Raw genomic sequence first — 23,849 nt, 5'->3', positions numbered from 1 at the left:
GCCGCGCTGATGGCCTCGCCGCGACGAGGTGTTGCCCGGCGGGAGGAACGGCATCGGGCCGGGCCCGGTGGTGCGCTGATTCGCCTCACCCGCGGCACTTCAGGTGCGCCGCGTCGGAGAGGAGGGATGAGCGTGGGGCTCACTCATTCGAGCGTGGTCGACGGACCCGTCGATGAGGTGTTCGCCTGGCACGCCCGGCCCGGAGCGATCACTCGGTTGACACCTCCGTGGCAACCGATGCGGGTGCTGGCCGAATCGTCATCGCTGCGCGACGGTCGAGCCGTGCTCGGTCTGCCCGGAGGACTGAGGTGGGTCGCCGCTCACCAACCCGACGGCTACGACCCACCGCATCAATTCGTGGACGCGCTGGTCTCACGTCCGCCGCTGGGCGTGCTGCCGTGGCGCCACACCCACCAGTTCACGGCGGTGGACGATCAACGGACGCGGGTGGATGACGCGATCGACACGCTCGTGCCCGGCTGCGCGCTGCGGGCCATGCTTCGATACCGCCACGCTCAGCTCGCCGATGACCTCGCTGCGCATGCCCGATCGCGGTCGTGGACCGATCGGGCGCTGACCGTCGCGGTCACCGGATCGAGCGGTCTGGTCGGCAACGCGGTCACCGCCTTGTTGAGCACCGGGGGCCATCGGGTGATCCGGCTCGTGCGCCGTGCCGCCCGCGATCGGGACGAGCGCCGGTGGGACCCACTCGACCCGGCGGTGGACCTTCTCCGCGATGTTGACGCCGTGATCCACCTCGCCGGTGAACCGCTCTTCGGCCGCTTCACCCAGGCCCACAAAGCCGCTGTCCGCGACAGTCGCGTCGAACCCACCCGGCTTCTGGCGCTGCGTGCGGCAACCACTCCTGACGGCCCCGAGGCTTTCGTGTCCGCCTCAGCGATCGGGATCTACGGCCCCGACCGGGGCGAGGAGCCGCTGACCGAAGCCAGCGAGCGCGGAGATGGTTTCCTCGCCGACGTGGTCGCCGATTGGGAGGCTGCGACCGCACCGGCCGAGCGAGCGGGCCTGCGGTGCGTGCAGGTGCGGACAGGAATCGTTCAATCGCCGCGGGGCGGCACGCTGCAGCTGCTGTACCCGCTGTTCGCCGCAGGTCTGGGCGGGCGGCTCGGTGACGGGAGCCAGTGGCTGTCGTGGATCGGCGTCGACGATCTCGCGGAGATCTACCTGCGAGCGGTGAGCGGCCCGGCTGCAGCCGGCCCGGTCAACGCGGTCGCACCGCATCCGGTGCGCAACGAGGACTACACCCGGGTGCTCGCCGCTGTCCTGCGCCGCCCGGCGGTCGTGCCCGTCCGCGCACCAGCACCGCGGCTCCTGCTCGGCCGGGAAGCGGCAGACGAACTCGCCCTGACCGACCAGCACGTCCGGCCGGCGCGGTTGCTCGACGCGGAGCACGTGTTCCGCCACGCCGAACTCCGATCCGCGCTGCGGCACGTGCTCGGGGCACTGCCACCCGGCGAGGCGAGTGACGTCACCTGAGTCGTCCGCAACGCACCCCGCGACGCGCAGATCGCCACATAAGCCAGGGAGCGAGCACCCGTGGCTTCAGCGACCTCACCTTTGCCCGACCGGAGCAGCGTGAGAAGCGTTCTCAGCGCGGCGGACTGATCGTAGGCGATCTGAAAACGCCAGTGCGCGAAGGCATCGACGTCCACGCCACAGGAAGCTTGTCCTGCCGAGGAGACCTGTCCGGGTTTCCGCGTCGTGATCGGCGCGTTCTGCCATCTCCGCTCATAAATCGCGAGGTGGACGCGGCGCGCTGTCCCCAGTGGCAGTTCTCGGCGCCGGCTGCGGCCGGTTGACGGGCGTCGCACCCCGGTTCACAGGCTCGGGCGAGGGACACCGCCGGTGAGCGCGCTGACTCGTCGCCGCACTGATGCGCACTCCACGGCTCAGGTTGGCGCAGGTGATCGAGGGCACGGAAGCCTCCCCTGGACTTGTCTCGACGAGGACGGGCTGGGTGCTCAACCGTGGGTCGGCCGTGAACCGGCCTGGTTCATCGATCGTGGTGTCGGACCCGGAGGGCGCGGGCCCGGGCAGCGGCCATGACGGTCAGTTCAGCGCGCAGGGAGCGCAGGAAGCGCAGTCGACCGCCCTGATCGGCCTGACCGTGGTGTGCCATGCGCTGTTCTCCTGGGAGAGGGCCCCGCCGGGCAGGAGAACCGTGGCCTCTGGGCGACGGTATGGCCGCAGGGGCATCGACAGGAGCACCGAGGCAGGCGCGTGCGGAGTTCACGCTGGTGAAGCAAGGCAGCACGGTGTCCAAGCCGGCGGCGGCCAGCGCCCGATCGACGGTGGGAGTGCCGTTGATCAGGCAGAGGTTGATGTCGCGGTGGGTGGCGTAGCGGTGTGCATGGACCAACAAGCGCAAGGCGTCGACGCCGAGGAAGCTCACCTCGTGCAAGTCGAGCACGAGGGCGGTCAGCTTGGTCAGCAGTCGTGGCCACAGCAGTTCCGCCAGCCGCGAGGTCGAGGTCCCGTCGAGGTCTCCGGCGATGGTGAGCACCGCCAGGTCCGGATCGGTGAAATCCATGCGCAACCGCAGCTGCGCATGCCCCGAGGCGCGTCCCGTTGCCGCCCGGTGGTGGGACGAGGGGATCTCAGGGTGTTCGGTCGCCAGGGTTTGTGTCAGCACACGAGCCTCCGTTCGCGAAAAACGGTGCCGCTCGCGAGGGCGAGCCGTGGCACCGGACCCGAAGGGAGGGGATCGCCAACCTTCATCACCGGATGAAGGAGCGGAAGCACGCCCTGGCTGACCCCTCCAGGGGCCTGCCAGCTGCGGCTCAACCAGCTGAACACGACCCTACGGGACCGCGGTGCCGATGTCGAGAGTTCCCGAACGCGGCGGCGAGCGCGCAGCGCACCGTGGAAACCTATGCGACAGAGCCAGATGTGCCTCGCGGTTGCTCCGAGGACGTGCCTAATCCCGTGCGCGGCCGAGGAACCCAGTGAGCCGCGTCTCCAGGTCGTCATGGGCGTTCGGCAGCCGGAACGCAGGAGCGCTGAACGTGCCAGGGCTCCTGCCAGCGAGAGCGTCGCGTAGGAACGCCTGCACCGTCTGCGGGTCGGGCAGGATGTCCCCACCCAAGTAGGCCAGCGAGGTCGTGTCGCCCATCCCGCTCGTCTCCACTCGCAGCGCCCACCCGGCCACCTCGTCCCAAGTGAGCAGAAGAGGGCGATCCACCAGCGTTGGCACGCGTGAACTCACCAGGACTACCACCGTGGCCAGTTCGCCATCGACGTCGACGTCCACCTCGTCGACGTCGTCCATGCCTTCGGCGACGAGGTGCACGTAGTTGACCAAACCGCCAAACGCCGGGCTAGCCGTATCCATCAAGTCCCCCCACACACGACGAATGCTTTGCCCCCGCAGCGCCACGTGCTCGAACAGCGGAGCGAGCGGTGCCCAACGCAGACAAGCAGTCGCGCTCCATATAGCAGCATGCCTCGCGTGCGCCCTGCACGCAGGAGGTGACGCAGCGCTCTTGGAGCTCGTGCGCGTACACCGCGTCACGAGCATGAGCCCCGGCTTCGAACTGAAGTCGTGTGCAGGAGGCCGACGGACTTCAGCCGGTTACCTCGACCGCTTGAGCCGGAAACGCCCGAAGGGTGAAACCATGTCCCAGCACGGTGGTTCAGCTGGCAGCTGCCTCTCGTCGAGGTGGAGAGTGGTCGCCCATGCCGAAGGGGCCAACCCGCCTGAACTGCGATGGTCAGCGTGCTTCGGGGATTTCGCCGGTGGTGTTGATGTGTTCAGCGATAGCGCGAAGTTTGACGTTGCGGTGCTGCGAGATCGTCCTGAGCACGGCAAAAGCTTCGTCTTCCGTGATCTTGCGGCGTTCCATGACGATACCGAGGGCTTCGCCGATGAGCTGGCGGCTCGCGATCGCCGAGTGCAGCTGGGCACCGGTTCGGGCTGAGGAGAGCGCGACCGCGGCGTGCGAGGCCAAGATCCACCCGACCAGCTCGGAGCGCTCGGTGAACGCACTCGGCCTGCTGGAATAGAGATCCACGGCGCCGAACTCGTCGTCCTCGGTGTAGAGGAGGAACCCCAGCATGCTGCCCACACCGAGCTCCCGGGCCCGAGGGGCGTACCGCGGCCACCGCCCCTCGAAGCTGGTCACATCGCCGATGCGGTAAACCGGCTCGCGGTTCACGGCGGCATCCAGGCACGGCCCCTCACCGAGCTCGGCCTGGATGCGGTCCGACGCGCGCACCAGGTCGCTGGTCACCGCCAAGGTTTCCACGCGCCGACGGCCGGGCTGGTCCGGCGTGCCGTGCAGGGTGAGGATCCCAGCGTGCTCGCAGCCGTCAACCAGCTCCACCGCGTGGCCGCAGACGCGGTCCAGGGTGTCCTGCACGGTGCCTTGGGCCAGCAGGTCACGTGCCATGTGCGCGAGCGCGACGGCCAGCTCCTGCTCAGCACCATCGCTCATCGTGGGATCGTCCTCTCGGCTCTGCGGTGTTTGCCCCCACACGGTAACCCGTGTGCGATCACTCGACACTGCGCTGACGGGGCCCGGGTTCGCGGTCGCTCGAAGACTCCCAAAGCCTCTTGCTTGGTCGCCGATGCGTAGAACATGATCGTGATGGGTAGGTCTGGACGGACGGGCGATCCACCGGAAAGGACGGACTACCTTGATCACGCTCGGAGTCGTGCTCCTCGTCGTCGGCTACCTCACCGGTGTCCAGATCATCTGGGTCATCGGCATCGTCGCCGTCGTACTGGGCGCAGTGCTCGCCATCGCCGGTAGCGCCGGCCATGCCATTGGCGGGCGGCCCCACTGGTTCTGAACGATCGGGCACATCACAAGCCATCTCCGACATCATCGAAAGCCATCGGCGGCAGCGCTGCCCGCCATTCATCTCTGGCGGGCATGACCGGGACGAGCGGAACCGAACCGGCCGAGTGGTTCTTGACACACGCCGAGCGCGGCAACCCCTGGTCGAGGCTCGACGGCGCCGACCAGGGGACCCTCGCGTGGTCCGAGGGCAACCTCGCACACCCCTTGATCGACGGCGCGGAGTACTTTCCCCGGCTCGTCACTGAGCTGTCCGACGTCCACGCGGGTGACGAGGTCTACTTCTCGGCGTGGGTCGTCGATCAGGACAAGCAGCTCGACGGCGACGGAACCTCGTTGAGAGAGAAGCTCTCCCGCGTCCTGCGCGACGGCGCCTCGGTCCACGCCCTGCTGTGGCGGCCATTCCTCGACCTCGATCACGATCTCGTGTCCGCGAACCGGGATTTCGCCGCCCCGTTGCGCGAGATGGGCGCGAACGTCCTGCTCGATCAGCGAGTTCGTCCAGCGGGCTGTCACCACCAGAAGTTCTTCGTGATCAGACGCCCGCGACGTCCCGAGACCGACATCGCCTTCCTGGGCGGGATCGACCCGTGCCCGAGCCGGATGGACGATGACGAACATCGCGGTGACAGCGATGTTCAACCCTCCATCGACAGCGAGCGCTACGGCCGGCAGCCCGGCTGGCACGACGCGCACCTTCAGGTGCGCGGGCCCGCCGTGGACGACATCGAACACTGCTTCCGCGAGCGCTGGCAGGACGTCTCGGCCCACCCGCGAGGCCCGTTCTCCCGACTCCGGCGCCACTTCAACACCGTTGGTCCACCAGCCCGGGAACTGCCCGGGCAGCTACCGCCGCCACCGCCCGCCGGACCGCACTTGGTGCAGTTGTTGCGCACCTACCCGAAAAAACGCCCTCCCTACCTGTTCGCCAAGGACGGGGAACGCAGTGTCGCCACGGGCTATGCCAAAGCACTCCGCCACGCCCGGCGACTCGTCTACGTCGAGGACCGATTCCTCTGGTCACCGATGGTGGCTGAAGCCTTCGCCTCGGCACTGCGCCGCGAACCCGAGCTCCGCTTGGTCGCGGTCGTGCCCGCCCACCCCGAGAAGGGCGGCACCGTGGAGGTCGCCACCTGCAGTGCCGCTCAGGACAACGCGCTCAAGCTGCTCTACGACGCAGGCGGTGACCGCGTCGACATCTTCGAGCTGGAGAACGACAGAGGGCTTCCGACCTACCTGCACTCGAAGGTGTGCGTGATGGACTACATATGGGCAACCGTGGGGTCGGCGAACCTCAACCGCCGTTCCTGGACCTACGACTCCGAACTGACGGCAGCAGTTCTCGACGGATGGCAGACGGCCAGCGTGTTCGCTCGCGAACTGCGCCTCCGGCTGTGGCGCGAGCACCTGGGAAGGGAAGCCCACGACAACTCGGGACTGACTTGCCCCCAGCAGGGGGTTGAGGTGTTGCGGAACGCGGCAGCAGCGCTCGACCTCTGGCACGAATCCGGTCGGAGAACCCCTAGGCCTGGAGGGCAACTGCGCAGGCACCCACGGCCCACAACGTCCGCTACAACACGGCTGTGGGCGGATCCAGTGGGGCGCCTCGTGATCGACCCTGATGGTCGTCCACTGGGAGTCCGCCTCGCCGGCTGGATTCGTGACCGGTTGGGGTCGCGCCGAGCCGACACGTCCGCGCATCCGCCGGCAGGACCGGAACCGACCTTCGAGCCACCAGACCGGAGCAGCAGTTGAGCGGTCGACCGCCTCGAAGGGGGCTCGACGTCCTGGTGGGCGACTTCGACGTGGCGGTCGGTGGCGGGTTTTGCGCGCGATGTGTCGTCGCGCGAGCCCCGTCACCCCTGCGGCGGTGCACCATCGCTTGATCGGCGGAGCACGTCGAGCTCGTCGCGGACTTGGCCGCACTCCTCGACCAGTCGGCGCAGATCAGTGTGCAGAGCCTCCGAGGAGAGCCACTCCCGGGGGTTCTCGCTCAACCACGACTTGATCTCCCCGGAGACGTCTTCGCAATGGCGGACGGCGTTTCGGACCTGTTCGTCGAGGTCTTCGATGATGTCGAGGTCTTCCCCCGAGTGCAGATCACCGAGCGTCCTCGCGACCACGGCAGCGTTGGCCAGAGCCGCTGCGCTCCCCTCGGCCAGCCGTCCGCCGAGAGGTTCATCTCCGAAGTGCGACAGGTCCGTCACCACGAGCCGCGATTGATCGGTGATCCGCTGCAGCCCGCGGACTGACGTGCTGTAGCCCTGCAGCCAGGAACTTCGACCGACCAGCAGCCTCCGGGGGTTCCATCGGCCGGTTTCAGCGGCGTCCTCCAGCCCGTCTCGTGCCTCGCCGGCACGCGACGACACCCGCTCGGCCAATTCGAGCCAGGAATCCGACTTCCCGCCGAGAGTTCCGTGTTCGCGCAGGCGATTCGCGATGTCGTCCAGCAGATCGCCGGCCTCCCTGGAGACGGCCCCGACCTTGCGCTGAGCGCTCCGGTAGCGCAGCGGTGGCACCAACGCGAAGTTCACCACCACCGCGAGCCCGCAACCCAGCAGCACCATCGCTCCGATGCTTGCCACCGCGCTCCAGCCGGATTCGCCGTCGGTCGGCTGCACGAGCGTGGCGTAGGCGAACATCGCCGCCACCGCCACCTGCGGTCCGTGCGAACCCAACCCCCGCCACAACCCCAGCATCAGCGACAGCACGACCAGAAGACCGAACGTCCACCAACCCGGCCCCAAAAAGGGGCTCAGCACACCCGCCACGACGATCCCTCCGAGCATCGCGGCCGCGTAACGCAATGCGTGGTCGATCGAGCGCGACACCGACACGTGCATCATCAACAGCGAGGTGAACGGTGCGAAGGTCGCCGAGGACGCCGAGAGCACCTCCGCAGCCAACACCCACGCCAAGGTCGCCGCCACCGTGCTCTTGAGGATCAGCAACCACCGATCGGCGCCTCCGAACCGGCGCGCCGCGGCACCCAGCCGCGCCCCGGTGCCGTGACGTTCCAGGTTGCTCCGCATGACATCTCCTGTTGCCGTCCACGATCGTCGACCCATCGGATGGTCACCGCGACCCAGACCGCAAACTTCCGCGGCCCGAAACCTTGTTCGGCGGGCGAGCGGTGGCGCGGCCACGACCAACCAGGCCCGCTTTCCCGCCGCCGCGAGACCGTGGACGCTGCGTCGTCCTGATCGCATCGCGATGTCGATCAGGACTGCGGTCGATCGCCGCAGGGCGTCCTCGCTGGTCCCGGTGTCGGGTTTCTCGCGGAGTCGGCGCAGATCGAGTTTGAGCAGCTCCGGTGACGGCAACCCGAGTAGCGCCCACCTCCGTTCAATTCTGGGAGACGACGTCGTGGACACGCGCAAACCGCTGGCTCTGGTCACCGGCGCATCAACCGGCATCGGGCGGGAGCTGGCGCGATGCCTCGCCCAAGACGGCTACGACCTGCTCCTGACAGCCGAGAACTCCGAACTGCACCAAGCTGCGCGCGAGATGGAGCTCATCGGCGCGCACGTGGAGACGGTGCTGGTCGACCTCGCCGAGCGGGGCAGCATCGAGGAAGTCGCAGGACGCGCCTCCGCGACCGGCCGACCGATCGAAGTCCTGGTGCTCAATGCCGGCGCCGGGGTCGGCGGCCCGTTCGCCGCCGACCACACCACGCTCGTAGACCAGCTGCGGGTGGTCGATCTCAACGTGCGCTCCACCGTGCACCTCGCGAAGCTGCTCGTACCGGGGATGGTTCAGCGCAGCAGCGGCCGTGTGCTGTTCACCTCGTCGATCGCGGCAACCTCGCCAGGGCCGTTCTTGGCCGTCTACAACGCGTCGAAGGCCTTCGTGCAGTCCTTCTCCCAGGCGTTGCGCGATGAGCTGCGAGGAACCGGGGTGACCGTGACGGCGTTGCTTCCTGGTCCTACCGCTACCGAGTTCTTCAACCGGGCGCGGATGCGCGACACCAAGGTGGGCGCAGGCCGCAAGGACAGCGCTGTGACGGTCGCGCGTCAGGGCTATGCCGCTATGGTCCGCGGCCGCGACTCGGTCGTCGCCGGTTCGGCCGGCAACAGGGTGCAGGTGGCCATCTCGCGAGTGCTGCCCGAACGCCTGGTCGCCGCAGCGCACCGCCGGATGAGTGCCCCCGGAACGGCGTGACTGCCGGTAGCTCGGACGAGAGCCCAAGACGTCTCAGCGCCGTTGTGCGCGGACCACCGAACACCGCCGGCGACGAATGACGCCTTGGCTCGGCTTTTCGTGAGGTGCACCTCTCACCTACGTGCGCTGAACCCGAGGCGAAGACGAGGGTGGTTTCGCGGATGGCGCGGCCGGGAAATCGCCTCCTGTACGCCCGTACCGGACGGAAGGTGCTGTGACACGTGAGTTCCCCATGGCTACAGGCACGGCACGACGGTTTCGCGCCGTTGCGCGACGCGTCCTCGTTCGACGTCGCGGTAATCGGTGGCGGCATCGCCGGGTTGACCACCGCTCTGCTGCTCAAGCGCACCGGAGCCACGGTCGCCGTGCTCGAAGCCGATCAGGTGGCCTCCGGCGCGACGGGCAACAACACGGCCAAGGCGACCGCGCTGCAGTCGACGATGTACTCCACGATCCGCCGGCACCGGGGCGTCGAGGCCGCGCAGGTCTACGCGGCCGCGAGCACCGCAGCGGTCGAGGAGATCGCGGAACTGAGCGCCGGGTCCGAGATCCACCGCAGGCCCGCCTACACCTTCGCGGTGGATGAAGCCGGTGCGCGAGCGGTGGAGCAGGAGATCGACGCGGCGCGCGAGGCAGGACTTCCGGTGGACTCCGACGACCTGTCCGAACTCCCCTTCCCGGTCACCGCCGCCGCGAAGCTGGACGGCCAGATCGAGTTCGATCCCGTGCGCCACACCCGCCACCTGGCGACGCAGGTCGACGGCGACGGCTGCGCGGTCTTCGAAGGCACCCGAGCGCTTCGGCTGACCGAAGGATCTCCGTGCCAGATCGCCACCGACGGCGGCGTGCTGACGGCCGACCGCGTCGTGGTCACCACGCACGCTCCGGTCTGGGACCGCGGGTTGTACTTCGCGATGCTGGAGGTCCAGCGGTCGTACTGCGTCGCAGCGCGGCTGGGCGAGGAACCACCGCGCGGGTTGTCGATCACCGCCGGAGAACCGACCCGCTCCCTGCGCTCGCGCGGCGACCAGCTCGTGGTGTGCGGCGCTGGGCACGAGGCCGGCAAGCCCGCCGGCGGCGACGAGCCCTACTCGCACCTGGAGGACTTCGCCCGCGAGCACTGGTCGGTCGCCGAGATCACGCACCGGTGGTCGGCGCAGGACCTGGTTCCCACTGACAGGTTCCCGATGGTGGGCCGCTACCGGCCGCGCTCCTCCCGGCTCTTCGTGGCGACGGGATTCATGAAGTGGGGACTCACCGGCGGGACCTTCGCCGGGAAGGTCATCGCCGACCTGCTGAACGCGGAGGAGAACCCGTGGGCCGAAGCCCTCTCCCCGTCGCGATCGTCGCCGGGGTCGTGGCCGCGGATGGCCAAGCACAACCTCAGCGCCGGCGCGGACTTCGTCACTGACCGGGTCTCGCCGGCGACCGCTTCCGATGTGCGGGAGCTGACGGCCGGCACCGCCGCTGTCATCCGCGACGGCTCGGAGCGCACCGGTGTCTACTGCGACGAGGACGGACTCCTGCACTGCGTCTCGATGCGTTGCACGCACCTGGGATGCCTGGTGCGGTTCAACGAAGCGGAGACCACCTGGGACTGCCCCTGCCACGGCTCGCGCTTCGCGGTGGACGGCTCGGTCCTGGAAGGTCCCGCGGTCGACCCGCTCCCGGCCAAACCACCGCCCCACTCCCGCGAGTGAACGGCCGTCGGCGGCTCAGGTCTCGCGAACCTTGCGGCGGTGGCTGGTGTCGCAGAACGGGTAGTTCTTACTGCGGCGGCAAGCGCAAACGGCGACCACGAACCGGTCGGAGTCCACTGTGGTCCCGTCTTCGAGCACCAGGCGGACCGGTCCTTCCACGAGCAGCGGACCGCCTGGGACGACGGTGACGCGCCGCCGGTCACGTGCATCAGCGGGTACGGTCTGCACGGATCACCACCAGTTCCTCGTGGCGCTGGCCTCGCCGGATCAGCCCGCGGTCTTCGAGCGCGTCGGCGCGTCCGTCGAGCACCGGCCCGAACTCCTGCCGTCGCCGGTCAACCACAGTCGCTTTCAGGCCCGCGGCACGCAGTCGCGCGAGCGTTGCCTCCGGGTCAGCGAGATCGGACTGTACCATCAGCAACGTCCCACCGGCTGCGAGAAGCTCGGTCGTGCGAGCGCACAGCCTGTCGATGATCTCCCGGCCGTCAGCGCCGGCATCCCAGGCGCGCGCGGCACCGCGCGGCGGTCCCGACAGCCCTGTAGGCACGTACGGCGGGTTGGCCAGCACGAGGTCGAACGGCCACCGGTAGTCGTGATCCAGTGCGTCGCCCGGCTCCACGCGCACCGGCAGGCCGCGCAACCAGGCGTTGATCCTCGCCACCACCACGGCGGGGATCGACACGTCGACGGCCGTGACCTCGCCGGCCCCGGCACGCGCGGCCGCGAGCGCGAGGGCACCGGTTCCGGTACCCACGTCCAGCACCCGGCTCCCAGGCTGAATCCCGGATTCACCCAAAGCCCTTTCCAGCAACCAGGTGTCGCCCTGCGGTCGGTAGACGGCCGAGGTTCGCAGCAATCTCACACCCATGAGGTTTCCGGGACCAGCGGGGAACAAACCGGGTGCACAGAGGTTTGCCACCGCTCGCACCGGGGAAAGCACGTGCAGCCAGAGCGCACCGACCGGGAGGAGCGCACGGTGAACACTCCGGCGATCGAGGACGTCGAACCGGCCGCCGAGCCTGCTCCGGGGTCAGACCTGACCTTCGGGGTCGAAGAGGAGTTCCTCGTCGTCGACCCCGTCACCGGCGCGCCCTCGGCGCGAGGTCCCGCCGTGCTGGCCGCTGCGGCGGACATCCTCCCGCCGCTCAGAGTCCAGCCCGAGCTCCTGACCAGCCAGGCCGAGGCCACCACTGACGTGTGCACCTCCTCGCTCCAGCTGCACGCGCAGTTGCGGCGAGCGCGGGGGCAGATGAGCAGAGCCGCCCACGCCGAGGGCTTGACCCTGCTCTCGTCGGGCACACCGCCGCTGCCGGGCGCACCGGGTCCGGTCTCCGACGGGTCGCGCTTCGGCCAGATCGCTGAGACCTATCGCGCGATCGTCGCCGAGTACCAGGCCTGCGGGTGCCACGTGCACGTCGGCGTGCCCGACCGGGACACCGCGGTGGCCGTGATCAACCACCTGCACAGGTGGTTGCCCTCGCTGTTGGCGATGTCGGCGAACTCACCGTTCCACCTCGGTGCGGATTCGGGCTACGCGAGCTGGCGCATGGTGCAGCAATCGCGGTTTCCCGGTGCGGGCATCCCGCCCCGGTTCCGCTCAGCGGCCGACCACGACGCCCAGGTCGCTCGGCTGGTGGACTGCGGTGTGCTCATCGACGACGCCATGTCGTTCTGGCTGGCACGACCCTCACCGCACTTGCCGACGATCGAGCTGCGGGTCGCGGATGCGGGCACGACCGTCGGTGAGTCGCTGCTGCAGGCCGTGCTGTCCAGGGCGCTGGTGGCCACCGCCCTGCGCGAGCTGGAGCTAGGTCGCGAGGCGCAGCAGTTCGACGAACGGATCGAGCAAGCTGCCGTCTGGGCCGCGGCGCGCCACGGGCTCGACGGACCCGGGATCGACCTGCTGGGGCAGTGCCGGGCGCCGGCGGCCGAACTCGTGCACGGCATGGTCCGGTGGGCCGCCAACGCGCTGGAGGAGGACCGCGACCTGGCGGCGGTCCGCAAGCTCGTCGCCGGGCTGCTGCACTGCGGCACCGGCGCCCGGAGACAACGCGCGGCGGCGGCGCGAGGAGACCGAGCGCTGCTCGCCGCGCTCCAAGTCCGGCCGTGATGTGAGAGGAAACCCGATGACCGCTCTGCCGGAACCGCGCGGCCCGCTGTCGGCCGCCGTGACCGACGCGCTCAGCCAGCAGCGCCCCATCCCAGCCCCTCCTCCATCGATCGGCGAGAGCGACCCCTACGGCGCCGACCTCGCGGTGGCTCTGCACACCTGCTACGAGCTGCACTACCGCGGCTTCCCCGGTGTCTCCCCCGAATGGGAGTGGTCACCGGACCTGCTGGCCTTCCGCCGCGCGCTCGAGAACGTCTTCCTGAGGGCGCTGCGCACCGCCACCGAGGCCTCCGACGACGTCGCCGGGATCCTCGACGGCCTGCTCGTCGAACCCGTGCCCGGCAACGGCGTCTCGCACCACCTGCGCGATCGCGGCGAGTGGTGGCAGATGCGGGAGTACTTCGCCCACCGCTCGATCTACCACCTCAAGGAGGCCGACCCGCACGCCTGGGTCATCCCGCGGCTGCAGGGACAGGCGAAAGCGGCACTGGTGGCGGTGGAGTTCGACGAGTTCGGCGGTGGGCGCGGCGAACGCGTTCACTCGCGCTTGTTCGCCGATCTTCTGGCGGGCGCTGAGATGTCAGCCGAGTACCTGCACTACCTGGACGTGGTGCCCGCGCCGCAGATCGCCATCGTGAACCTCATGTCGCTGCTGGGCCTGCACCAGGGCCTGCGCGGTGCGCTGGTCGGTCACTTCGCGGCGGCCGAGATCACCACCGCTCCCAGCGCGCAACGCCTGGCCGCAGCCCTCGAGACGCTCGGAGCCGGGCAGGCGTGCGTCGACTTCTTCACCGAGCACGTCGAGGCGGACGCGGTGCACGAACAGGTCATGCGGCGTGACGTGATCGGTGACCTGCTGAGCCGGGAACCGCAGCTGGCCGAGGACGTCGTCTTCGGCGTCCAGGCCACCGAGCTGCTGGAGGGCAGGCTCGCCGACCACCTGCTCAGCGCCTGGGCCCGAGGCGAGACCTCGCTGCTGCGCCCACTAGACGTCCCGGAACTCACCACGAACTGAGGCACGACCGCACTACGTCTTTCGGGTGCGCGACCAGCGGACCACGCCACGCGCCAACCCGTCCGGTCCCACCTCGTGCTGTTTGACCAAGCGCGTCCGGGGTAGTCCGGTGGGCATGCGATTGGCACGGGGCTTGGTCGACGAGTCAATACCGGCACTGTTGGTGGGGTACGCGTGGTTGCCCGGCCTGCGCGCCCGCTCGGAAGCCGGTGTGGCGCACACCCGCCTGCTCGGTCAGCGCGCGGTCGGGCTGTGCGGGCCGGACGCCGCGCGGTTCTTCTACGACGAGGACCACGTGCAACGACGTTCAGCGATCCCGATGCCGGTGCAGAAGACGCTCTTCGGCGAAGACGCCGTGCACACGCTCGACGACGGACAACATCGCCACCGCAAGGCGTTCTTCCTCTCACTGCTCACCCCCGAAGCGGCCGAGGGCATCGCTGACGCTGTCGGTGCGGCCTGGGACGACACCGTCGCCGGGTGGCGAGCCGGGCAGCAAGTCGTGCTGTTCGACGAAGCGGCACGAGCCATCACTCGAGGTGTGTGCCGCGCGATCGGGGTTCCGCTAGCGGAATCCGAGGCGGACGGGGTGGCGCAAGACCTGATCGCGATGGTGGACGGCTTCGCCACGCCCGGGCCCCGCCATTGGCGCGCCCGCCGGGCGCGCCGCCGCCGCGAAGCCTGGCTGGCGGAGCTGGTCAACGCAGTCCGGGCCGGTCGGGCGGCCCCCTCGCCGGACTCCGCCCTCGCTGCGGCAGCGCACCATCGCGACGCCGACGGACAGGAACTCACGCCCCGGCTCGCCGCCGTCGAACTGCTCAACATCATCCGTCCGGCCGCCGCGGTGAGCTGGTTCGTCACCCACGCCGCACACGCGATGCACCGCTGGCCCCAGCACCGCGAACGCCTCGCCGCGGGCGACGAGGAGTTCACCGAGGCCTTCGCGCACGAGGTGCGCCGTTTCTACCCCTTCGCGCCCTTCATTGGAGGTCTCGCGGTCCGAGACCTGACCTGGCGCGGCGAACCGATTCCGCGAGGCACGATGGTCCTGCTCGACCTGTGGGGGCACAACCACGACCGGGAGCTGTGGGACGAGCCGTTCGCGTTCCGGCCCGAGCGGTTCCTCGGCCGCCAGATCGGACCGTTCGAGCTCGTGCCCCAGGGAGCCGGCGACCCGGTGGCCCACCACCGCTGCCCGGGCGAACCCACCGCGGTCGCGATCTTGTCAACCCTGTCAGCGCGGTTGGCCCGCAAGGACTTCCACGTTCCCGTACAAGACCTGACGATCTCGCTGCGGCGCATCCCCGCGCGTCCGCGCAGCGGATTCGTCCTCGCGCTCCCGGACTCGCCTCCGAGCAGGAGAACCGACGCCCAGCCCAGGTCCTCCCGTTCTGCGCTCGAGTCAGCGCCGGGATGACCGAGGGGCCCCGGGCAACCGCGGGCCCAGCCGACGCGTACGTCACATCCCGCAGGAGCGCTCACCTTCCGGCCCCAGCCGCACACTCGATTCGAGCAGGAGGGCGTGCACGAACGCCTGCGGAAAGTTGCCCCGGAGTTGACGTTGCCCCACGTCGAACTCCTCCGAGAACAGGCCCGGCGGGCCGCAGGCGGCTCGGTTCCGCTCGAACCAGCGCATGGCAGCGATCTAGTTCCCTCGATCGTGTTCGGCGAGGGCCATGAACAAGCCGCACATCAGGAACGCGCCCTCGTCATCGGCGAGGGGCCGACCTGACCTCCGGAACCGGTACACGTAGCCGTCTTCGGAGAGGTCGTGTCGAACGGTATCGACGGTGGCCGCGGCCCCCGCGGATCACCGAGAGGTAGCGCGACCCGGACCGTTAGCGTCCATTGTGGAAGCGACAATCGCCGCGCGAAAGAGCGTCAGCTCGTGGGAAAGCACCTGTCGCAACGACTCCGCTCGGACGGGAGCGCCTGTCACAGGTCGCACTCGCACGACTCAGCGCGGTCGCCCGCGTTCCGCACCCGGGCGACCGCCACGTCCGCGTTCAGATCTCGGATCCGGCGCGCCGGATCGCGATCCGGCCGTCCTGCGCCAGGGCCTCGTACCTCGGCTGGCCGAAAACCGCAGGCCCGTCGACCACCTCGCCGGTCGCCATCTCGAAGCAGGACCCGTGCAAGGGGCAGATCACCCGGTCTCCGTCCCGCTCCCCCTCCTCCAACCGTCCCCCGGCATGGCTGCACACCGCCCCGATCGCCATCGGAACTCCCGCGCGCGAACGCGCCAGCAGCACCGCTTCACCGGCGACGTCCACTCGTGTCAGCTCGCCGGGGCGCAAGTCCTCCTCCGCGAGCACGTCGGTGAACTCGGCCGGGCCTCCGTGCGTCGGCTCCTGGTTGACGCGAAGGCCCATTCCGTAGCTCAGCTCACCTCCGATGTGGGCCGCGATCGACGACAGCGCGTAAGCCGCCCCAGAACTCGTCTTGGCCAACCGCCGGTGGCCCTTCGCCCGTCCTGCCAGGGATGCCAGGTTCAGCACCAAGCCCGCCACGTTGAGCAGGGCGTGCGCGCCGGCCACTCGCCTCGATTCGCCCTTCAGGTCTCGCCAGTCGGAGGTACCGGTCATCGCCGCGGGAACGGTCGAGAGGACGCCCACGGTCAAGGCGCGGTCCGCCGCCGCGCCGCACCGCCGGTCTCCCGAGACCGATTCCGCGACGTCGAGGACCAGCGCCGTCGTCATCGCTCCCACCGGCACGTCGGTCAGCGCCGGGTGCAACGGAACGCCCAGCCACGTCCCGTCCAGGAAGTTCCGCACCGGCATGGCCTTTCGCAACGCACCTCGCACCAAAGGCAGGAGCCGGTCCTCGAGCGGGTCCAGCCACTTGACACGTCGCGCCAACCGTCGTCCGAACATCTCCCGCTCCGGCATCAGCGTCTCCTCACGTGATCGCATCTCCGGCCCACCGCCGCCATCGGCGACTGCGACATGAGTTCGCGGACATCCGGTTAGCAGTCCACGTCCGAGAAATCCGCTCGATGACCGCACTGCAAGTCTGCCCGGGGAACGCTCGACGACAAACCCGACCGAGCCCTCCGTGTCACCACCAGCGGGTGATGCAGCTTGCGGCTCCCTCACGGCGCTTCCGTCGCTCTAGTGCTCACAGCACGTTCCCGTCCGTCATCTGCCTTCGACGTCACACCACGTTGAGTTGGCAAGCCGTGCGGAGCCGAGCCGAGCCGACCGTCGCCCACTCAACCAGCGACGAACTGGGCGCATATCAGCAGTGTTGTACCCCTACCGGGTTGCGACAAAACGAGGTTCTCGGCAGGGCGCACCTACGTCGAGGTTTTCTCGACCACGAAGCGGGTATTCCTTAGACCGCGAGGAGTGAATCTTCCGTCACGAGGTGGCCGAGGAGTGAAGATCAGTGCCGCAGCAGACGTGGAACAGAAAGCAAGAACGACAGTACGAGCACATCAAGGAAGAGACCCGCGAGCGCGGATCTGGCGAAGGCCGCGCCAAGGAGATCGCAGCACGCACGGTCAACAAGGATCGGGCCCAACAGGGCCAGGCCCGTCAGCGGAGCACGACCTCCACTCAGGACACCTCTCCCGAACGCCGTGGTGGCCTTCGGTCCGGTAAGCGCAGCGGTCCCGGTGGACGGACCAGGAAGCAGCTCTACGATGATGCTCGTCGGCAGCACGTTCCAGGGCGGTCCAAGATGTCCAAGAGCGAGCTGGAGAGGGCGCTGCGCGGAACGCGTTGAAGGAACCTGCGAACACGAGCCGTTCCATGCCGAACCGTCGCACGGCAGCGGCCCGGGCAACCACTACACGGCGATGAAGCGCTCTGCGGTCGGCAAGTGCCGGACGCGAAAGTCGCGGGGCCCACTGGGCAGCGCCCGTTTCACCTAGGTCGCCTGACGAACCACAGCCGTGGCGCTCAAACTGCCAGGGAGCCCAGCCTCAGATCGGGTAGGTACGCCGCTGGTGCTGGACGCTCACCCAGTGGTCGGTGGTGAACTCCTCGATGGCCCACTGGCCGCCGAAGCGACCGATGCCCGAAGCCTTCTCCCCGCCGAACGCCGTGTTCGGGTCGTCGTTGACGGGCGCGTCGTTGACGTGGGTCGTCATGCCCGTCTCGACGCGGAGCGCGAAATCCGCACCTCGCTCGGCATCGCGGGTGAACACCGAGCTGGACAGCAGCAGACCGCCCGACACCGGCGTGTCGCTCGCGGGTTTGAGCACGCCGGCGTTGCCCACGGCCAGAGCCGGGGCGACCGATCGGTTCGTGAGCTGGAACGGGAAATTCCACGGGCTGATCACGGCCACCACGCCGACCGGTCGGTGGTAGACGCGGCTCTCCTTGCCGGCACGTCGGAGGGCATGATCCTCCCCTCAACGTGGTGCGGCATCGTGGCCGCTTCGTGCAACCCCGCGCGGACCAGGCTCCACTCCAACTCCGCTTTGGCGAGGGTGCCGCCGGACTCGCGGACGAGCCAGTCCAGAAGCTCGGCCTTGCGGTCCTCCAGGATGGCGGCGGCCCGGCGCAGCACCGCAGCGCGCTCAGCCGGGGCGGTCTCGGCCCATTCGCGCTGGGCGCTGAGGGCTGCGCCGAACGCCTCCTCGACATCATCGGCGCTCGCCAAGGGGATCTCGGCCAGGGTTTCACCGCTCCACGGGTCATGGTCGGCACGACTGCGGCCGCTAGCACCAGCACGCCATTCCCCCGCGATGGGCATGGTGTCGAAGCTCGGACAGCGCTCCGGAGCCTGCGCTCGGTTCATCTGCGCTCCTCTCACCGCGGTGGAAACGCTGGCGAATCGCGACCGGCGCGGAGTCTCGAGGAGACCCCTGCCCTTGCCCGCATCCCCAGGACGAGATCGCTCAGTCGACGGAAAGGGCCTCCACCAGCTCCCCGGTTTCCGGGTGCGGTAGCGCTCTCGCCACGTCAGCCAGCGAGACCATCCCGACCAGCGACCCGTGGTCGATCACAGGAGTGCGACGAACCTTGTGCCGGGTCATCGTCGCCAAGAGCTCCTCGACATCGTCGTCCGCGCCGATCGTGACCGCTTCGACCTGGTTGAGATCCCCCGCCGGAAACGAACCCGGATTACGGCCCTTCGAGAGAACCTTCACCACGAGGTCGCGATCGGTGACAACGCCCTTGATCTTGTTGTCGGGACCGCACAGGGGCAAGGCTCCGACCTTGTGCTCGCCCATGATCCTGGCAGCATCAGCAGCTGTTTGGTCGGTGCGGACGCACTCCGCACTCGGGTTCATGATCTCACGTGCGGTAGTCATAGGACCCTCCACAAACTACGTCATCGACCGGATTCCCGGCTGCCCGACGTCGTACCCAGAACCCGTCCTGCACACACATCAGCTGTGAGCGAGCTGCGGGCTGGCCCCCGCCAGGAGGCCGCACATCGGCTGCAGCGAACCGTTCTCGGAGGAGTACGAGCCGATCGCGTTCAGCGAGTCCGCCTTGGACACCGTCGCGGTGCCCGCTTCCTGGTCACCAGGCGCCACGTCGGCCCCCGGCGCCGTGTTCAGCGCGATGATCGCCGGGCAGGGGAACGTCTTCACCCCCGAGCGCATGCGGACGATGATGGAGTTCTTCACCAGCGACGCTGGCGGTCGGGCCGTCGCCCCGGCTGGTCGGCGGTGCGGTCTTCTGCCAGGTGTCGAGGCTCGTCCAGATGACCGGGGTGTGGCTGAACGACGCGTCGCCGCCCACGCCGGCGACCACCAGGTCCTGCCCCGCGAGGGTGAACTGCACGCCGGGCGCGACCCCGAGCTCTTCAGCGGCGGTCGCGGACAGGACCGCTGCGTTGCCGCCGATCTTGCTGCTCTCGGGAGCGAGCGCGGAGCCGGGCTCGACTCCGAACGCCGACACGCCGGTGCTCTTGGTCCCGCTGCTCGGTCCGCTGAACGCGATCGGCAGCGGCTTCGCAACCAACCGGGTGAGTCCGGACATTGAGCGTCGATCATGTCTCCATTCCCGTCGCAGTGAGTGCTCTAGGTAGTGGAAGACGGGTCCCGCATGACGTGCCCTAGACCACAGCGTCCGACTGGTAACGACGACCTGCCGTCCGGCGCTATCCAGTTGTCGACGTGCGAGATCACGGCGGCAGGGTCCGCACCGATGGGTGTGCGGCTTAGCGGGTGAGAGGAACGCCCCATGGGTAAACTGAAGATCGTTTCCAAGGCGGGAATCATCGCGGTGGCTGCCGCGCCGCTCGCGCTGTCAGCCCCGGTCGCGTACGCGACCGACGAGTGCGTGACAGCCGACGAGCACAAGCCGGCGACCGCGACGGCCGCAGGGTTCACCCCCAAGCCGCTTGCGTCTCCAGCGTCGTTGACCAGAGCAGCCAGGCCGGTCCTTGGGTCTCCGATGACCGTGCCGAATCCAGTCGGCACGCCCGAGGTGACGATCCAACTCGCCTCCGCTCCGACCGGCGCGAGCTCGACTCTGCTGTGGGCGGGCGTCGCGGTGGGCGCGCTGGTAACGCTCGGTGCCGTCGGCGGCGGGGTGGCCTACGCGCGCAAACAATGACCACACCGCTCGCGGGCCGAGTCGCACTCTTGGCTGGCTCGGCCGCCGTTCTCATTTCGGAAGCATTAGCCGATCGGCGCTTGACCACCATCAGTCGCTTGCGACGAACAGAAGCGCGCGTACTCCAGGACACCCCCACCGGCAGCCATCTTGAGAGAGCCCAGCCCAGACCAACCACTCGTAAGGCGCGGCGCGGGGCCTTTCTCTGAAAGGTCCACCCATGCCCAAGTACTAGACCGACAACCGCACCGGCCAGCGCGTGAAGATTCAGAGCACGCACCGAATTCGCAACTTCGTCGCGTTGCCGATCGTAGAATTCTGTGCGCCAATCATAGACGAGTTAATTTCAATCATCACTGATGTGACGGCCCTAATCGATCGGGCGGTCGGCTGCCCCGAACGAGGTGTTGACGCGTTCGGAAGACCAGCCGCAGCATTGCGTCATCAGCACTGTGGTGCGCTATGAGCAACACGGAGGTCTGCATCCCACCGCCCCGCGGTGCGCTGATCGTCTGGAGGGCCCGATGAGGATCCTGGTCGCCGACGTCTTCCCCGAGGAACACCGGAACCGGCTAGCCGCAGCGCACGACTGCGACTACGAGCCGGACACGACGGCGGACCAACTGCCCGCGGAGCTCGCCGGGTACGAGTCGCTGGTCGTGCGCAGCACCCGCGTCACGGCTCAGGCGCTGGAATCCGCCGACGCGCTGCGGCTGGTGATCCGGGCCGGCTCGGGCACCAACACGATCGACACCGACGCGGCCTCCCGCCTGGGGATCCGCGTGTGCAACGTGCCCGGGCGCAACGCGATCGCGGTCGCAGAGCTGGCCTGCGCGCTGCTGCTGGCGATCGACCGCGACATCGCCGACAACGTGGCCGATCTGCGCGCGGGCAGGTGGGACAAGAAGCGCCACTCGCAGGCGCGCGGGATCTTCGGTCGCGACGTAGGCGTCGTCGGGCTCGGTCGGGTCGGCCTCGCGTTCGCCGAACGAGCCGCCGCGTTCGGCACGCACGTGCACGCCGTGGGCAAACCCGGTCGCGACCGGCGGACTCTGGAGCGCGCCCGGGAGATCGGAGTCACCCTCGTCGACGACCTGCCCGCACTCGCGCGCACCTGCGACGTGCTGTCGCTGCACGTGCCCGCCACCGACACCACCAGGAGCCTCGTCGACCGCGATCTGCTGGCGCAGGTGCAGCCCGGGACGATCATCCTCAACACCGCACGCGGCGACCTGATCGACGAGGACGCGCTGATCGAGGCGATGGAGGCCAAGGGAGTGCGCGCGGGCATCGACGTCTTCGCCGACGAACCCACCACCGGAACGGGCACCTTCACATCCCGGCTCGCCGCGCACCCCAACGTCTGCGGCACCCACCACATCGGAGCGTCGACCGAACAAGCCCAGCAGGCGGTGGCCGCCGAGGCCGTGCACGTGATCGAGGAGTACGTGAGAGCGGGCATCGCGTTGCACTGCGTGAACCCGCAACCGCCCCGGAAGGGCGCCCCGTCCCTGCCCGCGAACGAGCGGTCATGAGCACCCCGCGCGCCGAGGCGACCGGCGCAGGAGTCATCGCGCGGCTGCCGCGCGGCCTGCGCGTGGGCCGCCGCTGCGACGAGGACACGCCCGGTGCCAGTCGGAACCGCGAAGCCCCGGTCTCCGGTCGGTACCAGCGCTTGTCCGGTCCGGCCCTGGTCGTGTACCGCATCGCCAACGGGAACCACCACCAAACCGGTGTCGTCGCGGAGGTCTCGGTCGATTGCTACCGGGTCGGCCGCATCCGGCCGCACGAAGCCACGCGGCCCGACCGCGACCGGCTGATGGATGAGCACATCGAGGAGTCCCGGATCGAGCGGACGCCGGTGACCCTCACCCACTCCCCCGATCGAGCCCTGCGATCGGTGACCGAGAAGGTCACGGCGACCGAGCCCGACGTGGACCTCACCACCGAAGACGGCACACGGCACACCGCGTGGTTCCCGCAGGACCCCGGTCTCGCGCGGGCCGCCGAACTGGGATTGGGCGCACTCGAGGCTCTCTACATCGCCGACGGACACCACAGGCTCGCCGCGGCCGGGCGCTTCGCCGAACGCCACGACCTCGGCCCGGAACACCCGTCCGCGTTCACTCTCGCCTCGCTGTTCCCCGCCGACGAGATGCGGGTCTTCGGCTACCACCGCTGCCTGCCCATGCAGGGCGAATCCCCGGCGGATGTGCTCGAGAAGCTGGGGTCTCTTGCGGTGATGGAAAGATGGGAGGAGCGCTCGACGCCGACGCCGACGCCGGAGCCAGGGGTCGTGGTGGTGCGCTTCGCCGGCGAGCACCACCGGCTGAAGCTGCGACCGCGCGGGCCGGACGGACACGCGCGCGCCTCGTTGGACATCGTCGCTCTCGACGAAGAGGTGTTGCCCGAGCTCGGGATCACCCCGACCTCCTGCGGCAACGGCCCGCCTGAGAGATGCCGGATCTCCGCCGACCGGGCGGTGCTGTTCGAGGTCCACCCGCCCAGCGTCGAGCAGATCATGGCGGTGACCGACGCCGGCCTGGTGATGCCACCGAAATCGACGTGGTTCGCTCCGAAACCCATCCCCGGCCTGTTCGTGCGCGACCTGACCGCGCCAGCCTGACCCGACGATGTCCGCGGCGAACACCTGGGGACGCTGCGGTGCGGTCAGCGCTCCGCGATGCGTAGAACTTGATCGCGGTTGGCAGGACTAGCCTGCTCGCCCCTCCTCCCGACACCGTCGATATCGGAAAGTCCGCGTCCGAGCCGTGCTCGCGACGGTCCACCCCTCGTCCGGCCTCGTCCGATGACCGCGGGACGGCGTACCTGGGATTCCGAGACGAGTTGCGAACCGCGACGGTCACTCGGGTGATCGCGGCGCCGCGCTGTGCCTGTTGCAAGTCACCGGGCTGGTCGGGCGTGACGGAGTGGCGCACGGGTAACCGAGGGCCATGGGAAAGCGCGAACGTGCCGATTACGAACGGGGCCTGCCCGGCTACCACGATCCGATGGCCGGGTTCGGCGGAGCACCGCACGCCCGGAGCGCACTGACCCTGCGACTGTGGCTGGCCGGGTTCGGATTGGCGTTCTGCACCGTTGCCGCGGTGCTGCTGTTGCTATGGCTCGCCGAGCTGGCGTGGCTGGCGTGGGTCCTCGTGGCGCTCGCGGTGATCGCGGCGGTCGACTTCGCTTGGGTCGCCCACCGTAAACGCCGCGGCGAGCCAGGCTGAGGGAGCGTACCAAGCGGGGCTGCACCTCGCGACGCTCGTCGACCCGGCCGCGCTGCCCGCTGGACTACGTCCTGGGCCTCGGCGAACAGGTCTCTACCGAGGCTTCCTGGTGGCCGTCGGCCACGGCCAGAACTACAGCGGCGGGCATGCGCATCTGCCCGGACACCGGGCGGGCTCGAAGAGGGGTTGTTCGACGTGAGCGTCATCGAAGCGATCGGGCGCGATCAAGTCGTGCGGGACTGCCCAGGCTTTGGTTGACACGCGGGGTTGAGTGGTGTCAGGCCGCTGTAGC

At 69.1% G+C, this 23,849-nt stretch carries 25 protein-coding genes and 1 pseudogene; 13 read left to right on the top strand and 13 right to left on the bottom strand.

All coding sequences use genetic code 11. From position 1 onward, the window contains the following. Positions 1-126: 126 nt before the first annotated feature. Positions 127-1,497, top strand: a complete 1,371-nt coding sequence (locus ACYVF3_RS19490) for a TIGR01777 family oxidoreductase (protein WP_461155664.1) — start codon at positions 127-129, stop codon at positions 1,495-1,497. A gap of 517 nt (positions 1,498-2,014) precedes the next feature. Here the strand turns inward: ACYVF3_RS19490 and ACYVF3_RS19485 are convergent. From ACYVF3_RS19485 to ACYVF3_RS19475, 3 genes are all read right to left on the bottom strand, one after another. Next, on the bottom strand, positions 2,015-2,653 hold the full coding sequence (locus ACYVF3_RS19485; RefSeq protein WP_461155663.1) for an STAS domain-containing protein: 639 nt from the start codon (positions 2,651-2,653) through the stop codon (positions 2,015-2,017). A 285-nt stretch (positions 2,654-2,938) separates the two neighbouring features. Continuing rightward, complete coding sequence (locus ACYVF3_RS19480; protein WP_461155662.1) at positions 2,939-3,352, bottom strand: DUF6292 family protein; 414 nt, start codon at positions 3,350-3,352, stop codon at positions 2,939-2,941. Positions 3,353-3,731: 379 nt separating this feature from the next. Beyond that, a complete protein-coding gene (locus ACYVF3_RS19475) occupies positions 3,732-4,454 on the bottom strand; it encodes a GAF and ANTAR domain-containing protein (RefSeq protein ID WP_461155661.1) in 723 nt (240 codons plus the stop codon). A 202-nt stretch (positions 4,455-4,656) separates the two neighbouring features. Between ACYVF3_RS19475 and ACYVF3_RS19470 the strand changes: the two genes are divergently transcribed. Beyond that, positions 4,657-4,812 (top strand): hypothetical protein, encoded by a 156-nt coding sequence (locus tag ACYVF3_RS19470; RefSeq protein WP_461155660.1) that lies wholly within the window; start codon positions 4,657-4,659, stop codon positions 4,810-4,812. Between the two features lie 83 nt (positions 4,813-4,895). Next, positions 4,896-6,575 (top strand): phospholipase D family protein, encoded by a 1,680-nt coding sequence (locus ACYVF3_RS19465; RefSeq protein ID WP_461155659.1) that lies wholly within the window; start codon positions 4,896-4,898, stop codon positions 6,573-6,575. A 101-nt stretch (positions 6,576-6,676) separates the two neighbouring features. Here the strand turns inward: ACYVF3_RS19465 and ACYVF3_RS19460 are convergent, their stop codons facing one another. After that, positions 6,677-7,852 (bottom strand): FUSC family protein, encoded by a 1,176-nt coding sequence (locus tag ACYVF3_RS19460; RefSeq protein ID WP_461155658.1) that lies wholly within the window; start codon positions 7,850-7,852, stop codon positions 6,677-6,679. A 334-nt stretch (positions 7,853-8,186) separates the two neighbouring features. Here ACYVF3_RS19460 and ACYVF3_RS19455 point away from each other — a divergent pair, with 334 nt between their 5' ends. After that, positions 8,187-8,981 (top strand): SDR family NAD(P)-dependent oxidoreductase, encoded by a 795-nt coding sequence (locus tag ACYVF3_RS19455; protein ID WP_461155657.1) that lies wholly within the window; start codon positions 8,187-8,189, stop codon positions 8,979-8,981. A 221-nt stretch (positions 8,982-9,202) separates the two neighbouring features. Continuing rightward, a complete protein-coding gene (locus ACYVF3_RS19450) occupies positions 9,203-10,681 on the top strand; it encodes an FAD-dependent oxidoreductase (RefSeq protein ID WP_461155656.1) in 1,479 nt (492 codons plus the stop codon). A 15-nt stretch (positions 10,682-10,696) separates the two neighbouring features. Here ACYVF3_RS19450 and ACYVF3_RS19445 read toward each other — a convergent pair whose 3' ends face one another. Then, the gene (locus ACYVF3_RS19445; RefSeq protein ID WP_461155655.1) at positions 10,697-10,909 is read right to left on the bottom strand and encodes a CDGSH iron-sulfur domain-containing protein; all 213 of its coding nucleotides are present in this window, start codon (positions 10,907-10,909) and stop codon (positions 10,697-10,699) included. Further along, on the bottom strand, positions 10,890-11,543 hold the full coding sequence (locus ACYVF3_RS19440; RefSeq protein WP_461155654.1) for a HemK2/MTQ2 family protein methyltransferase: 654 nt from the start codon (positions 11,541-11,543) through the stop codon (positions 10,890-10,892). Before ACYVF3_RS19440 ends, ACYVF3_RS19445 begins: the two co-directional genes overlap by 20 nt. Before the next feature lie 114 nt (positions 11,544-11,657). On the opposite strand from ACYVF3_RS19440, the gene ACYVF3_RS19435 reads away from it, so the two are divergent. The 3 genes from ACYVF3_RS19435 (at position 11,658) to ACYVF3_RS19425 (ending at position 15,223) form a co-directional block, all read left to right on the top strand. After that, positions 11,658-12,791, top strand: a complete 1,134-nt coding sequence (locus ACYVF3_RS19435) for a carboxylate-amine ligase (protein WP_461155653.1) — start codon at positions 11,658-11,660, stop codon at positions 12,789-12,791. A 16-nt stretch (positions 12,792-12,807) separates the two neighbouring features. After that, positions 12,808-13,806, top strand: coding sequence for an iron-containing redox enzyme family protein (locus ACYVF3_RS19430; RefSeq protein WP_461155652.1), 999 nt, complete (start codon positions 12,808-12,810; stop codon positions 13,804-13,806). Positions 13,807-13,921: 115 nt separating this feature from the next. Then, positions 13,922-15,223, top strand: coding sequence for a cytochrome P450 (locus ACYVF3_RS19425; RefSeq protein WP_461155651.1), 1,302 nt, complete (start codon positions 13,922-13,924; stop codon positions 15,221-15,223). A gap of 42 nt (positions 15,224-15,265) precedes the next feature. Here ACYVF3_RS19425 and ACYVF3_RS19420 read toward each other — a convergent pair whose 3' ends face one another. After that, positions 15,266-15,442 carry a glycoside hydrolase family 15 protein gene (locus ACYVF3_RS19420; protein ID WP_461155650.1) on the bottom strand — a complete coding sequence of 59 codons (177 nt, stop codon included), beginning with the start codon at positions 15,440-15,442 and terminating at the stop codon, positions 15,266-15,268. Between the two features lie 370 nt (positions 15,443-15,812). Beyond that, positions 15,813-16,694 carry a Rieske (2Fe-2S) protein gene (locus ACYVF3_RS19415; RefSeq protein ID WP_461155649.1) on the bottom strand — a complete coding sequence of 294 codons (882 nt, stop codon included), beginning with the start codon at positions 16,692-16,694 and terminating at the stop codon, positions 15,813-15,815. Positions 16,695-17,193: 499 nt separating this feature from the next. Between ACYVF3_RS19415 and ACYVF3_RS19410 the strand changes: the two genes are divergently transcribed. Beyond that, complete coding sequence (locus ACYVF3_RS19410; protein WP_461155648.1) at positions 17,194-17,532, top strand: plasmid stabilization protein; 339 nt, start codon at positions 17,194-17,196, stop codon at positions 17,530-17,532. Positions 17,533-17,731: 199 nt separating this feature from the next. On the opposite strand, the gene ACYVF3_RS19405 is transcribed toward ACYVF3_RS19410, so the two are convergent. The 5 genes and pseudogenes from ACYVF3_RS19405 to ACYVF3_RS19385 all read right to left on the bottom strand — a co-directional run bounded on the left by ACYVF3_RS19405 (position 17,732) and on the right by ACYVF3_RS19385 (position 19,745). Then, positions 17,732-17,956: an aldehyde dehydrogenase family protein gene (locus ACYVF3_RS19405; RefSeq protein WP_461155684.1), complete on the bottom strand. Its 225-nt coding sequence runs from the start codon at positions 17,954-17,956 to the stop codon at positions 17,732-17,734. A gap of 75 nt (positions 17,957-18,031) precedes the next feature. Further along, positions 18,032-18,507: pseudogene (locus tag ACYVF3_RS19400) on the bottom strand (aldehyde dehydrogenase family protein); the annotation flags it as partial. A 145-nt stretch (positions 18,508-18,652) separates the two neighbouring features. Beyond that, on the bottom strand, positions 18,653-19,069 hold the full coding sequence (locus ACYVF3_RS19395; RefSeq protein ID WP_461155647.1) for a CBS domain-containing protein: 417 nt from the start codon (positions 19,067-19,069) through the stop codon (positions 18,653-18,655). Between the two features lie 78 nt (positions 19,070-19,147). Next, a complete protein-coding gene (locus tag ACYVF3_RS19390) occupies positions 19,148-19,297 on the bottom strand; it encodes a hypothetical protein (protein ID WP_461155646.1) in 150 nt (49 codons plus the stop codon). Next, complete coding sequence (locus ACYVF3_RS19385; RefSeq protein ID WP_461155645.1) at positions 19,284-19,745, bottom strand: ABC transporter permease; 462 nt, start codon at positions 19,743-19,745, stop codon at positions 19,284-19,286. The genes ACYVF3_RS19390 and ACYVF3_RS19385 overlap by 14 nt, the downstream gene beginning before the upstream one ends. Before the next feature lie 204 nt (positions 19,746-19,949). Here ACYVF3_RS19385 and ACYVF3_RS19380 point away from each other — a divergent pair, with 204 nt between their 5' ends. The 4 genes from ACYVF3_RS19380 to ACYVF3_RS19365 all read left to right on the top strand — a co-directional run bounded on the left by ACYVF3_RS19380 (position 19,950) and on the right by ACYVF3_RS19365 (position 23,557). Next, entirely contained in the window at positions 19,950-20,324 is a 375-nt protein-coding gene (locus ACYVF3_RS19380) for a hypothetical protein (protein WP_461155644.1), read from the top strand. A gap of 524 nt (positions 20,325-20,848) precedes the next feature. Continuing rightward, positions 20,849-21,859 carry an NAD(P)-dependent oxidoreductase gene (locus ACYVF3_RS19375; protein WP_461155643.1) on the top strand — a complete coding sequence of 337 codons (1,011 nt, stop codon included), beginning with the start codon at positions 20,849-20,851 and terminating at the stop codon, positions 21,857-21,859. Then, a complete protein-coding gene (locus tag ACYVF3_RS19370; RefSeq protein ID WP_461155642.1) occupies positions 21,856-22,950 on the top strand; it encodes a DUF1015 family protein in 1,095 nt (364 codons plus the stop codon). The genes ACYVF3_RS19375 and ACYVF3_RS19370 overlap by 4 nt, the downstream gene beginning before the upstream one ends. A 328-nt stretch (positions 22,951-23,278) precedes the next feature. Then, positions 23,279-23,557 carry a DUF6343 family protein gene (locus ACYVF3_RS19365; protein WP_461155641.1) on the top strand — a complete coding sequence of 93 codons (279 nt, stop codon included), beginning with the start codon at positions 23,279-23,281 and terminating at the stop codon, positions 23,555-23,557. The last annotated feature ends 292 nt before the right edge of the window (positions 23,558-23,849 follow it).

The organism is Saccharopolyspora tripterygii (assembly GCF_054778355.1).
Note: the sequence above shows the minus strand (reverse complement) of the source record. Positions and strands in the feature narration are given on the sequence as shown.

Excerpts from the sequence above, each read along its gene's own strand:
- ACYVF3_RS19425 (WP_461155651.1), top strand. The coding sequence starts at position 13,922 with ATGCGATTGGCACGGGGCTTGGTCGACGAGTCAATACCGGCACTGTTG.
- ACYVF3_RS19475 (WP_461155661.1), bottom strand. The coding sequence starts at position 4,454 with ATGAGCGATGGTGCTGAGCAGGAGCTGGCCGTCGCGCTCGCGCACATG.
- ACYVF3_RS19395 (WP_461155647.1), bottom strand. The coding sequence starts at position 19,069 with ATGACTACCGCACGTGAGATCATGAACCCGAGTGCGGAGTGCGTCCGC.
- ACYVF3_RS19465 (WP_461155659.1), top strand. The coding sequence starts at position 4,896 with ATGACCGGGACGAGCGGAACCGAACCGGCCGAGTGGTTCTTGACACAC.
- ACYVF3_RS19460 (WP_461155658.1), bottom strand. The coding sequence starts at position 7,852 with ATGCGGAGCAACCTGGAACGTCACGGCACCGGGGCGCGGCTGGGTGCC.
- ACYVF3_RS19385 (WP_461155645.1), bottom strand. The coding sequence starts at position 19,745 with ATGTCCGGACTCACCCGGTTGGTTGCGAAGCCGCTGCCGATCGCGTTC.
- ACYVF3_RS19490 (WP_461155664.1), top strand. The coding sequence starts at position 127 with ATGAGCGTGGGGCTCACTCATTCGAGCGTGGTCGACGGACCCGTCGAT.
- ACYVF3_RS19370 (WP_461155642.1), top strand. The coding sequence starts at position 21,856 with ATGAGCACCCCGCGCGCCGAGGCGACCGGCGCAGGAGTCATCGCGCGG.
- ACYVF3_RS19375 (WP_461155643.1), top strand. The coding sequence starts at position 20,849 with ATGAGGATCCTGGTCGCCGACGTCTTCCCCGAGGAACACCGGAACCGG.
- ACYVF3_RS19415 (WP_461155649.1), bottom strand. The coding sequence starts at position 16,694 with ATGCCGGAGCGGGAGATGTTCGGACGACGGTTGGCGCGACGTGTCAAG.
- ACYVF3_RS19430 (WP_461155652.1), top strand. The coding sequence starts at position 12,808 with ATGACCGCTCTGCCGGAACCGCGCGGCCCGCTGTCGGCCGCCGTGACC.
- ACYVF3_RS19365 (WP_461155641.1), top strand. The coding sequence starts at position 23,279 with ATGGGAAAGCGCGAACGTGCCGATTACGAACGGGGCCTGCCCGGCTAC.
- ACYVF3_RS19480 (WP_461155662.1), bottom strand. The coding sequence starts at position 3,352 with ATGGATACGGCTAGCCCGGCGTTTGGCGGTTTGGTCAACTACGTGCAC.
- ACYVF3_RS19420 (WP_461155650.1), bottom strand. The coding sequence starts at position 15,442 with ATGCGCTGGTTCGAGCGGAACCGAGCCGCCTGCGGCCCGCCGGGCCTG.
- ACYVF3_RS19380 (WP_461155644.1), top strand. The coding sequence starts at position 19,950 with ATGGGTAAACTGAAGATCGTTTCCAAGGCGGGAATCATCGCGGTGGCT.